Source organism: Streptomyces globisporus C-1027, assembly GCF_000261345.2.
Classification (GTDB): domain Bacteria; phylum Actinomycetota; class Actinomycetes; order Streptomycetales; family Streptomycetaceae; genus Streptomyces; species Streptomyces pakalii.
In genome coordinates this window covers 2657379-2669262 of record NZ_CP013738.1, presented here as the reverse complement: position 1 = coordinate 2669262, position 11884 = coordinate 2657379, and the positions used below count along the sequence as shown (strand labels likewise).

Here is an 11884-nt window from a genome sequence, read left to right as displayed (position 1 = left end):
ACGCGGTACGCGGTACGTCCTGTCCGCCGCCCCGCAGGCCGGCTCGTCGTCCCGCGGGCCGGCTCGTCGTCTGTCAGGCCGGCTCGGCCGCGCACTCGGCGGCGAACTCGCACAGCGCCGCCCGGTCCGCGCGGCCGGTCTTGTTCAGCAGGCTGGCCATGTGCTTCTCCACCGTGCGCGGTGAGATCGACAGCCGGCGGGCGATCTGCTGGTTCCCGGGCCGTTCGGGCAGCAGCACGAACACCTCGTACTCGCGCGGCGTCACCCCACTGGTCCGCAGCGGCGACGGGATCCGGTCCCAGCCGCCCCGGTGCTGGCCCACGCTCGCCCCGGCCTGCCGCAGCGCCGCCCGGCACGCGGCGGAGACCGGCTGCACCCCGGCCCCGTAGAAGAACTCCTCGGCGGTGCGCAGCCAGGCGACCGGGTCGCCCCACCCGTCCGCCCGGGCCGCGTCCGCTACCAGCCGCAGCCCCAGGTGGTGGGCGACCGGGAAGAGGGCGGAGCGCTGCGTGAAGGACGCCATCAGCCGGGCGGCCCCGGCCGGATCCCCCTTCCGGCCCAGCAGCACCGCGTCCGCCAGGTCCAGGAACTGCCGGTTCCAGGCGAGGCAGCCCCCGGGAGCCGCCCGCGCCTCCTCCAGCTCCGTCCGGTCCGCCTGCCCCGCGAGGACCCGCAGCAGCGGGCGCAGCCCGTACCGCCCGCTCAGGTAGTAGTAGCTCGGGTGGTCCAGCTCCCAGGCCAGGGCCTCGTCCAGGCCCGCCGCCGCCCGCTCCGGGTCTTCCTCCAGCAGCGCCCCGAACGCCCGGCAGAGCCCCGACCGGAGCGGCACCAGCAGCGACTGCTCACCACCGGCCCGCCGGAACGCCGCCAGCGCCCGGTCCATGTCCCGCCGCCGGCCCCGGTGTGCGGCCATCGTCGCCCCGGCCAGCAGCAGATAGCGGTGGGCGGACAGATCGCCGACCCGGGCACTGGCCTCGGCCGAGCGGTCGATGATTTCCTGCGCCTCCTTCCACCGGGCGCACAGCACCGCGTTCATCGCGAGCAGCCCGTCGACCGTACGGGTCAGCAGCAGCGCGCCCAGATCGGTGGCCGCCGCCCGGGCGGAGAGCAGCCGGGAGGCGTCCCCGGTCCGCATGAAGGCGTTCGCGCCCAGCCGCACCAGCGCCTCCACCCGCCAGACGGGCAGGGCGTGTTCGGTGGAGATCGACAGCATCCGCTCCAGCGCGGCGTCCGCCGCGTCGAACCCCTCCTCGCGCCGCAGCAGCGCCAGCAACTGCCAGGCCTGGCAGGCCACCACGGGCAGCCCCTCTGCCTCGGCGGTCTCGGCGGCCTTCTGGACGGCCTGCTCGGTCTCCACCGGATCCCGGTGCGGCCGCCCGGTCCCGGGGAGCCCGGGGAGCAGGGCCAGATAACCGTCGACCACCACGAGCGCGGCCCGGCGGCCCGGGGGCGGCGCCGGGCCCAGGAGCACGCGGGCCGCCTCGAGCTGGAGCGCGGCATCGGCGGTGCGCTCCGCCATGACGGCCGCCCAGGCGAGGTCGATGTGGAACTGTCCGCGCCGGGCCGCGGCTTCGGAGCGCGCCGGAACCGGCGGCAGCGCGTCGGCCAGTGCCAGCGCGCCGTCGAGATCGCCGCCCTCGGCCCGGGCGACCGCCAACGACTCGGCGACGGCGGCCCGGTCGGCCTCGGCGGCCAGGGGGTGCGCCCGCTCCAGCAGCACCACGGCGGAACCGTGCGCTCCCGAAGCGAGCATCCGTCTTCCGGCCTCCGCGAACTGGCGGGCCGCCCCCGCCCGGTCGCCCGCCGCCAGTTGCAGCGAGGCCACGAGCTGCCGCCCGTCCTCGTCCAGCGGCTCCCCGGAGTGCTCGATGGCCGCGGCGGCACGGCGGGCCAGGGAGGCGCGCTCGGCCGGGACGAGCGAGGAGATCAGGGCCTCGGCGGTCAGCGAGTGCCGGAAGGTGTAGCGGTCGGGGGCCGCGCCGTCCGGGGCGATGACCCCGGCCTCCACCGCGGACCGCAGATGCGTGAACAGGGCCCGGTCCTCGAAGCCGGTGACGGTCTGGAGCACGGTCACCGAGAACTGGCTGCCCAGCGTGGCCGACGCGAGCAAGAGATCGCGTACCGGCTCGTCGAGCCGTTCCAGCCGCCGGGCCCAACTGCGCACGATGTCCGAGGGGACGGGACCGCCGGGCTGCTCCACCGCCTCCCAGGCGCCGTCCGTCCGCCGGAGCCGGCCGGTGTCGAGGAGGTCCGCGAGCAGCACCTCCAGCAGATACGGGTTGCCCGCGGCCCGCTCGGCCAGCCGCCGGTGCACCGCATCCGGTATCTCCTGCGGCCCGGCCTCCAGACACGCGGCTGTGAGCGCCCGCACCTGGTCGTCGTGGAGCGGCCCCAACTCCCGCACGGTGGCGACGTGCCGGCGCTCCGCGGAGCGTACGAGGTCCAGCGCGGCGCCCGGCTCGGGGCGCAGGGTGCCGAGGAACAGGATGGGCAGATCGGCGAGGTTGTCGATGACGTACTCGACGACCGCGACGGTCTCCGTGTCGCAGTCGTGCAGATCCTCCAGCAGGATCGTGCAGCCCGCCTCCCTGCCCAGGACGGACAGCAGTCGCAGCAGCGCCTCGGCCAGCTCCACGACCGTCTCCGGGTAACCGGGCGACCCGGCCCTGCGCCACTCCGGGACCAGCCGGGCCAGCGCCGGATGGTAGGGCGCGAGTTCCGGATCGGTCGGGGTGCCGGCCGCCCGGAACCGGGACGCCAGCGCCTCGGCGAGCGGGCGGAACGGCACGACGAGTCCGGTGGAGGTGGCCCGGCCGCGCAGCACCGGCATGCCGAGCCCGTAGGCCCGGTAGGCGCACTCGCCCACCAGCCGGGACTTTCCGATACCGGCTTCCCCGAGGAGGAACAGCGCGCGCCCCGAACGCCGTTGTACGGCGTCCAGGGCGCTGCTCAGCAGTCCGATTTCCTCGTCCCGCCCGACGATGACCGGCGAAGTGGCTCGCATGGCCGCAGATTACTGGAGCGACAACTTCGACGGCAGCAGGCCAATCCGGCTCAATTGCCCTCCAGTTGGCCGAATCTGGTCACCACGGGGCGGTCATGGTGGTCCAGGGGAGGTCGTGGCTGAAGCCGCTCTCGCCCTCGGAGGCACTGAGGAGTCTGCTGCGCGCACCGAGTCCTCCGGTGGACCCGAGGGAGATCTGCCCTGCCGGGTGCTCCGGAGTGCCCTCGTGAGCGATGTCGCCGGACGCCTGCAGGGCCGATTCGCCGAACTGCTTCATCTCTGCCTCATCCTCTGCTGATCGGTGATGGGTGATCGGTGCTGTACGGGTGTGACAGTGGGCTGTGGGGCTGTGGGGCCGTGGGTCAGGGTGCGCGGGAGGGTTCCAGGAGCAGGGCGGAGCCGATCCGGTCGGGGAACCCCGCCCGCAGCAGCCCGTGCCCGATGCCCGAGAGCCCGGTGAGCAGCCCCGGGTGCGGTACGCCACCGGGCGTCCCGCACTGCGGTCCCGCCCGGTCCGCCGAGGCCAGCAGCGTCCCGGCCCGGCGTACCCACGCGGTGCGTACGTCGGGCAGGAGGGCGGGCAGGGCGCTGTGGGCGAGGAGTTCGAGCAGCCCGGACTCCCCGTGGCACAGGCTGTCGTCGGCGAGCGGTCCGATGCCCGCCAGCTCGCCGGAGCGCGCCGCCAGCCAGCCGGACAGCTCCGGGTCCTCCCGTGCGGCGGGGCTGTCCGCGATGGCCAGCGCGACCCCGGCCGCCCCCGCGCACCAGGCGGGCCCGTGGTCCTTCGCGGCGTCCGTCAGCGCGGTCGCCCGGCGCAGTGCCGCAAGACCGGCGCTCCGGTGGCGGGCGTCGCCCCCGGCCCCGGTCAGTCGCAGCAGCGCCCAGCCGATCCCGGCCGCCCCGTCGGCGAAGCCTCCGGTGTCCGGAGCCGGGGCGGCGGCGAGCCGGTCGGCGCAGCGCACCGCGCCCCACCAGGCCTGCGGGCGGCCGGTGGCGTGGTACACCGCGAGCAGCGAGACCAGCCCGCCCGCCGCGCCGCCGCGCACCCCGTACCCGTCCTCGGCCGCGTTCGCCGCGCAGCTCAGCCGGACGGCCGGACCGGCCAGGTCCAGCACCTCCGGGTCGCCCAGCAGCGTGCCCACCTCGGTCAGCGCGTATGCGATGCCGCCGAGGCCCGCGTAGGCGCCGGAGCCCAGGGCGCCGAGCTCGTCGGCCCGCCCGTGCAGGGCGTCCAGCAGCCCCGGGACGGGGGCGAGTGCTTCGCGGGCCGCCTCCGCGTACCGGGACACGCCGGTGAGCGCGGCCAGTTGGGCCAGGAAGAGCGCGGGTCCTGTATAGCCGCCGGCCAGGTCCGCCGCCATCGGCGTGAGCCGCCAGTAGCGCTCGCCGAGCAGTTCGAGCCCGATCCAGTTGGTGCGGCCCTCGTGCCGGTAGGCGAGGGAGACGAGCCGGTCGCCCACCGACCTTGCGGCGGACAGCAGTTGCTCGGGCTCCGGTGCGATCGCCGCACCCGGCGTCCGGCCGCCCGGTCCCGGCCGGTGCGGCGGCCGGGGCGATGTGCTCACCATGGCGGTCCGGATGATCCGTTCCTGGTCCTGGCGGTCCACGGTGTCCATCGCGCGTACCTTCGCCTCGACGCGCGCCAGACCGGTGGCGGTGTCCGCCCCGGTCGCGGACCCGTCGGGGGCCGGACCCGCCACCGTACGGCCGGTACCGCCCCACAGTTCCGCGGAGCCCGGCCGGGTCGTGAACACCGGCACGTCACCGCACCACAGCTCCGCGATCTCCTCGTCCTCCACGCCGGACAGCGCGGAGACGCCCAGGAGCGGGGTGCGCAGCAGGGACAGCACCCGGTGCCGTTCGGTGGCGTCCCGCATCAGGTCGGGGTGGGTCGACTCGTCCAGCAGCGTCGTGTACGTCCAGGTGGGGCGGGGGACGACCCGCACCTCGTCCCCGGCGAACCGCCTCAACGGCCCGTCCGGGCGGAGGAGTTCGTCGCGGCGGTCGTGGATCGCGGTGTACCCGGCGCGGAAGCCGTCGCAGAGGGCCTCGGTGTACGCGGAGGGGTCGGCGGCCTCGGTGCCGAGCCGGGGCCGGTTGGCGGACTCGGTGAACCGGCCCGCTCGTCGCACCAGCCGCATGCGGTCGGTTCCGGCCTCCGCCCAGTCGGCGGTCTCGATGGGGGAGGAGGCGGCCCCGCCCCCGCCGATGGCGGACATGTCGAGCGCGGTCGTGTCCCCGACGAGCAACTGGGGCAGCAGACCCACCCGGTGGACGGAGTCGTGCAGGGCCCGGGCGGCCGGATCGGCGGACCGGGCGGGCCCCAGCGGCGGGTGGAACAGGGTCTCCACATCGACCAGTACCGGGTGCGGTCCGCAGGCGATCAGGTTCTCGTGGTGCAGGTCCGTACCGTCCAGTGCGTGCAGCAGGGCCAGCAGCGCACCCTGGCGCCGGTAGAACTGCCCGGTCTCCGCCTCCGAGGCGCAGGGCCGTTCCTCGACGAACTCGGCCCAGCCGTAGTCCCCCCGGTCCAGGACGCGCAGGACCCGCAGGTCGGGGGCGTCCGGGAGCGAACCGAACCACTCGGCCAGGGAGTTGAAGTGCCGGTGCGCCGCGAGCGGACGCGGCTTGTAGACCAGCCGGGTGCCGTCGGCGAACCGCAGCAGCATCACCGACCGGCCGCCGCGATGGCTGTCCCCCGCACCGGCCTCGACCCCGGTGAGCGCCCCCGGCCCCGTGGACGCTCCGAGCGCTCCGCCCCGGTCGCCGAGCACCCCCGCCGGGGCCAGCAGATGCCGGTCGGCGGCGAGCCGCGCGACCAGCTCGGCGAAGGCGTCGGCGGAGTTGAGGCAGGCCGTCGCGAGGAGGCGGGCCAGCACGGGATAGCCGGTGACGAGCCGGTCGAGGCCGTCGCGGCGGGCGGTCGACGCGACGAAGTCCCGGAAGCGCTCCTCGGCCCCCTCACCACTCAACCGCCCCTGGAGCCGGGCCTCGTGCAGCTCGGTGACGAGGGTGCGCGCCGCGATCCGGGCCAGCCGCCGGGTCAACTGCCGCCGGAAGTCGGCCAGGACGGGAGCCCCGTCCCCCTCGGGCTCCCCGTCCGCCAGCGCCTCCCGGAGTCTCCCCGCCGCCGCCTCGACGAACGGCGCGACGATCGGCCCGAAGCCGCTGAGCCCCGGGTACGCGCGGTCGGCGACCACCGCATCGCGCGGGGCGGCGGCCACGGCCTCCCGGGCGAAGACCGCCCAGGCGGGTTCGCCGGAGGTGCTGCCCCCGACGACACCGGGCAGCCACCACGGCTCCGAGGGGGCGCGCCCGAACGGTGCCAGGGGGTCGAGGGCGGGCGAGGTGTCACCGGGGGCGACGCGACGGCTCGTCCCTCTGTCGATCAGGTTCTTCTCCGCCATCGCACCGCACCTCCCCGGTCCCGGGCCGGCCCCGTGCGGGCCGCCCGCGCCCATCGTGGCGGGGAAGGGGGTACGGGCACATGGGGGAGTCGCCCCCATCTTTCGCCCTCCGGCCCGCAGCGGCCGCCCCCGTGAGCGAACGCACGGGTGTGCGCGGTGGGCGGCAGGGCGGAACCGGGGGACCGCCCCGCCGGCCGGCTCAGCCCCTCGGCGCCGCCGTGGACCCCCGGATCATCAGCTCCGCCGCGATGGTCGCGATGCCACCGGGCGGCGGGTTCTCCTTCCCCATCGCGAGCCGCCCCGCCCGCGCGCCCGCCTCGAAGAGCGGCAGCCGGACCGTCGTGAGGGCCGGCACCGCGTCCACCGAGAACGGCAGGTCGTCGAAGCCCGCCACCGAGATGTCCTGCGGGATGCGCATCCCCTGGTCCCGTACCGCCGCGCACGCGCCCAGGGCCACGGTGTCGTTGGCGGCCACGAGCGCGGTCACGTCCGGTGCCCTGCGCAGGAGTTCGAGGGTGGCCTCGTAGCCGGAGCGCCGGTCGTAGGGCCCGTGCACGACGAGCGGGTCGGCGTCGGCCCCCAGGTCGCCGGAACCGGCCCCCGTACCGCCCGTGTCGCCCTCCGCCGGAAGGGCACCCAGCCCCGCCGCGTGCAGCGCCTCCCGGTGGCCCTCCAGCCGGTGCCGGGTGGTGGTGCGTTCCCGGGGCCCGGCGACGTAACCGATCCTGCGGTGGCCGAGCGAGAGCAGGTGCTCGGTGAGGCGTCGGCCGCCGCCCCGGTTGTCGAACGCGAGCGCGGCGACGAGCGCGTCGCCCTCGGGCAGCGGGGGCCGCCCGCAGAAGACGATCCGGGTGCCCGCGTCCGCGAGCTTCGCCAGCTTCGCCGCCATCGCGGCCTGGTGCTCCGGATTCTCGACCGCGCCGCCGGTGAGGACGACGGCGGCGGCGCGCTGGCGCTGGAGGAGGGTGAGGTAGGTCAGCTCGCGCTCCGGGGAGCCGCCGGTGTTGCAGATGACGGCCAGCTTCTCGCCGCCCGCCCGCCCCGAACCGTCCCCGGGGCCGCCGATCTGGGTCTGCGCCGCCCCCGCCATGATCCCGAAGAAGGGGTCGGCGATGTCGTTGACCAGGATGCCGACCAGGTCGGACGTGGCGGCCGCGAGCGAACTGGCGGGGCCGTTGAGCACGTAGTCCAGGTCGTCCACCGCACGCAGCACCCGTTCCCGGGTCGACGCCGCCACCGGGTAGTTGCCGTTCAGCACGCGGGAGACGGTGGCCGGGGACACCCGGGCGCGGGCCGCCACATCCGCCAGGGTGACTGTCATCGCTGTCCTCCGTGAGGTCACGTGCGGCCCCCTCTTGTCCGGCCGCTGTCGGCAGGCTAGCGTCATCTTCCGTAGAAAGCGCTTGCTACGGCTGTATGGAGGGACCTTCGTGACACGCAGGACAGTGCGCATCGCCATGAACGGCGTCACGGGACGCATGGGATACCGGCAGCACCTGGTGCGCTCGATCCTCGCGATCCGCGAACAGGGGGGCCTGGATCTCGGCGACGGCGAGGTGGTGTGGCCCGAGCCCGTGCTCGTCGGCCGGCGCGCCCACGCCCTGGAGGAACTCGCCGAGCGCCACGGTCTGACCGAGTGGTCGACGGACCTGGACGCGGTGCTCGCGGACGAGTCGGTCGAGATCTACTTCGACGCCCAGGTCACCTCGGCCCGGGTGGAGGCGATCAAGAAGGCGATCGCTGCGGGCAAGCACGTCTACACCGAGAAGCCGACCGCCACGGACGTCGAGGGGGCCCTCGACCTGGCCCGGCTCGCGCGCGACGCCGGCATCAAGCACGGCGTCGTCCAGGACAAGATCTTCCTGCCGGGCCTGCGCAAGCTGAAGCGCCTCATCGACGGCGGCTTCTTCGGCGAGATCCTGTCCGTGCGCGGGGAGTTCGGCTACTGGGTCTTCGAGGGCGACTGGCAGGAGGCCCAGCGCCCCTCGTGGAACTACCGCGCGGAGGACGGCGGCGGCATCGTCGTCGACATGTTCCCGCACTGGGAGTACGTGCTCCACGAGCTGTTCGGCGCGGTCACCTCCGTGACGGCGCACGTCAGGACGCACGTTCCGCAGCGCTGGGACGAGCAGGGCAAGCCGTACGAGGCGACCGCCGACGACGCCGCGTACGGCATCTTCGAGCTGGCGGGCGGGGCCGTGGCGCAGATCAACTCCTCCTGGACGGTCCGGGTCAACCGCGACGAACTGGTCGAGTTCCAGGTCGACGGAACGCACGGCTCGGCCGTCGCGGGCCTGCGCAACTGCCGTGTCCAGCACCGCTCGTCGACCCCGAAGCCGGTCTGGAACCCGGACCTCCCGGTCACCGAGTCGTTCCGCGACCAGTGGCAGGAGATCCCGGACAACCAGGAGTTCGACAACGGCTTCAAGGCGCAGTGGGAGCTGTTCCTGCGCCATGTCGTCCAGGACGCGCCCTACACCTGGGACCTGCTGGCCGGCGCCCGGGGCGTCCAACTGGCCGAGCTGGGGCTGAAGTCGTCCGCCGAGGGCCGTCGCTTCGACATCCCGGAGCTGACGCTGTGACGTACTGCCCGACCGCCCGGCGCGACGGCGGAGACCTGCTGCCGCACCCGACCGCCCGGCGCAACGACGGGGAGCGGCCCGCATGACGACCACGATCCACCTCCCCCAGGGCCCCTACACCCCCCGCGCCACCCCGCTCGACCTGACGCCGGGAGCCGGGGCCCCCTCCTCCCGTACGGTCTTCTCGGCGGCGCACGTGGTCGCGGACCCGTACGCGGACATCGGCCCGGACGACCCGGCGGCCGTCGACTGGGAGTCCACGCTCGCCTTCCGCCGCCACCTGTGGGCGCACGGCCTGGGCGTCGCGGAGGCCATGGACACCGCGCAGCGCGGGATGGGCCTGGACTGGTCGGGCGCGGCCGAACTGATCCGCCGCTCGGCCGCCGAGGCGAAGGCGGTGGGCGGCCGGATCGCCTGCGGCGTGGGCACCGACCAGCTGCCCGAAGGTCCCGTACCCACCCTGGCCGAGGTCACGGCGGCGTACGAGGAACAACTCGCCCTGGCCGAGGAGCACGGCGTCCAGCCGATCCTCATGGCCTCGCGCGCCCTGGTCCGCGCCGCCCGGGGGCCCGAGGACTACCTCGCCACGTATGCCCATCTCCTGCGCCAGGCCTCGGAACCGGTGATCCTGCACTGGCTGGGCCCGATGTTCGACCCGGCCCTGGAGGGTTACTGGGGCAGCACCGACCTCGACGAGGCCACGGACACCTTCCTCAAGGTCATCGCCGAACACCCGGACAAGGTCGACGGCATCAAGATCTCGCTCCTGGACGCGGCCCGCGAGATCGACGTCCGCCGCCGCCTCCCGGGCGGGGTGCGCTGCTACACGGGCGACGACTTCAACTACCCGGAGCTGATCGCGGGCGACGAACGCGGCTTCAGCCACGCCCTGTTGGGCATCTTCGACCCGCTGGGCCCGCTGGCGGCGCATGCGGTGCGGGTGCTGGACACGGGGGACGTGGCCGGTTTCCGGGCCCTCCTCGATCCCACGGTCGAACTGTCCCGCCACCTCTTCCAGCGGCCCACCCGCTTCTACAAGACGGGCGTGGTGTTCCTGGCCTGGCTGGCCGGCCACCAGGACCACTTCACGATGGTGGGCGGACTCCAGTCGGCCCGCTCGCTGCCGCACCTGGCGACGGCGTACGAACTGGCCGACGGCCTCGGCCTGTTCCCGGACCCCGGCCTGGCCGCCCACCGCATGCGCGCGCTGCTCGCCGTCCACGGAGGCGCACGATGACCCACGGCGATCTGGCACGTCTGAGCATCAACCAGGAGACCATCAAGCAGTGGTCGCTGCCGGAGCTCGCCGAGGGCTGCGTCAAGGCGGGCATCGGCAAGGTCGGCCTGTGGCGCGCCCCGGTGCAGGCGTACGGCGTCGAGCGCACGGCCCGGCTCCTCGCGGACGCCGGGCTCACCGTCACCAGCCTCTGCCGGGGCGGCTTCTTCACCGCCCTCGACCCCGTCGAGCGCGCCCGCGCCCTGGACGACAACCGGGCGGCGATCGACGAGGCGGCGGCCCTGTCCACCGACACCCTGGTCCTGGTCTCCGGCGGCCTCCCGCCCGGCAGCCGCGATCTGGCCGGTGCCCGCGAGCGGGTGGCCGAGTCGCTGGCGGCCCTCGCCCCGTACGCCGCCGCACGCGGCGTACGCCTGGCGATCGAGCCGCTCCACCCGATGTACGCGTCCGACCGCTGCGTGGTCTCCACCCTCGCCCAGGCCCTGGACCTCGCGGAACGCTTCCCGGCCGAACAGGTCGGGGTGGTCGTGGACACCTACCACCTCTGGTGGGACGACCGGGCGTCCGCCGAGATCGCCCGCGCGGGCCGGGGCGGCCGCATCCACTCCTTCCAGTTGGCCGACTGGATCACCCCGCTCCCGGCGGGCGTCCTGCTGGGCCGGGGACAACTGGGCGACGGAAGCGTGGACTTCCGGGCGTTCCGCCGCGCAGTGGAATCCGCCGGCTTCGACGGCCCGGTCGAGGTGGAGATCTTCAACGAGGCGCTGTGGGCCCGCGACGGGGCGGAGGTCCTGGCGGAAGTGGCTGAGCGGTACGTACAACATGCCTGCTGAGAGCCCTGGACGCGGTCGAAGGTAAAGAGATCGTAAAGGGCTGCAACCTTTGGGTACCCTCCCGGGTCACACATGGCGTCGGGACTTCCGGGGAGGGGTCCGGGGGGAACGGGAAGGCCCGACGGGAGGGGAAAGCGAGGGGGGTCCGGCCGCGAGGCCGGGCCCCATTCCGCTTTCCCGGCGGGCCCTACGCCATCCGTCGGCCGGTCTCACGCGGTTCGTTAGGATCTGCCGCCATGACGGAGAGCGCAGCGGAAGAATGGCCCGAACCTCCCCTCGCCGGCGCGGAGGCCGAGGCCGTCCTCGGCGCGCTGGAACGCCAGCGGGCCACGCTGGCCTGGAAGACCTCCGGCCTGGACGCGGCCGGACTGCGCGCCACGGTCGGCGCGTCCTCCGTCACCCTGGGCGGTCTGCTCAAGCACCTGGCGCACGTCGAGGACAGCCACTTCGCCCGCCTCTGGCTCGGCGCCCCGGTCGGCGCACCGTGGAACACGGTCGACTGGGACAACGACCCGGACTGGGCCTACCGCACCGCCGCCGAGGACACCCCCGATCACCTGCGTACGTTGTGGCGGGAGTCGGCGGCCCGCTCCCGGGCCGTCGTCGAGGAGGCACTCAGCACCGGCGGCGGCCTGGACCAGCTCGGCGCGTACGTCACCCGCAGCGGCGAACGCCCCAACCTCCGCCGCATCCTCCTGGACCTCGTCGAGGAGTACGCCCGCCATGTCGGCCACGCCGACCTCATCCGCGAGTCGGTCGACGGCCTGACGGGCGAGGACCCGGGGTGACCTGAGGGGCAGGGGGTTCACCCGGGGGCCGCC

Annotated in this window: 8 protein-coding genes; 4 read left to right on the top strand and 4 right to left on the bottom strand. The window is 74.7% G+C overall.

Translation table 11 applies throughout. The features are described 5' to 3' along the window. Positions 1-73: 73 nt before the first annotated feature. From WQO_RS11475 to WQO_RS11460, 4 genes are all read right to left on the bottom strand, one after another. Positions 74-3004, bottom strand: coding sequence for a helix-turn-helix transcriptional regulator (locus WQO_RS11475; protein ID WP_058953951.1), 2931 nt, complete (start codon positions 3002-3004; stop codon positions 74-76). A gap of 79 nt (positions 3005-3083) precedes the next feature. Further along, positions 3084-3281 (bottom strand): hypothetical protein, encoded by a 198-nt coding sequence (locus WQO_RS11470; protein ID WP_010056547.1) that lies wholly within the window; start codon positions 3279-3281, stop codon positions 3084-3086. Between the two features lie 85 nt (positions 3282-3366). Beyond that, the gene (locus tag WQO_RS11465) at positions 3367-6411 is read right to left on the bottom strand and encodes a type 2 lanthipeptide synthetase LanM family protein (RefSeq protein WP_058953950.1); all 3045 of its coding nucleotides are present in this window, start codon (positions 6409-6411) and stop codon (positions 3367-3369) included. 199 nt (positions 6412-6610) lie between these two features. Next, the gene (locus tag WQO_RS11460; RefSeq protein ID WP_010056546.1) at positions 6611-7732 is read right to left on the bottom strand and encodes a LacI family DNA-binding transcriptional regulator; all 1122 of its coding nucleotides are present in this window, start codon (positions 7730-7732) and stop codon (positions 6611-6613) included. Positions 7733-7841: 109 nt separating this feature from the next. Here WQO_RS11460 and WQO_RS11455 point away from each other — a divergent pair, with 109 nt between their 5' ends. The 4 genes from WQO_RS11455 (at position 7842) to WQO_RS11440 (ending at position 11851) form a co-directional block, all read left to right on the top strand. Next, positions 7842-8993: a Gfo/Idh/MocA family protein gene (locus tag WQO_RS11455; RefSeq protein ID WP_010056545.1), complete on the top strand. Its 1152-nt coding sequence runs from the start codon at positions 7842-7844 to the stop codon at positions 8991-8993. Between the two features lie 82 nt (positions 8994-9075). Next, the gene (locus tag WQO_RS11450) at positions 9076-10230 is read left to right on the top strand and encodes a dihydrodipicolinate synthase family protein (protein ID WP_010056542.1); all 1155 of its coding nucleotides are present in this window, start codon (positions 9076-9078) and stop codon (positions 10228-10230) included. After that, a complete protein-coding gene (locus WQO_RS11445) occupies positions 10227-11063 on the top strand; it encodes a sugar phosphate isomerase/epimerase family protein (RefSeq protein ID WP_010056540.1) in 837 nt (278 codons plus the stop codon). The genes WQO_RS11450 and WQO_RS11445 overlap by 4 nt, the downstream gene beginning before the upstream one ends. A gap of 236 nt (positions 11064-11299) precedes the next feature. Continuing rightward, complete coding sequence (locus WQO_RS11440) at positions 11300-11851, top strand: DinB family protein (protein WP_010056538.1); 552 nt, start codon at positions 11300-11302, stop codon at positions 11849-11851. Positions 11852-11884: the final 33 nt, after the last annotated feature.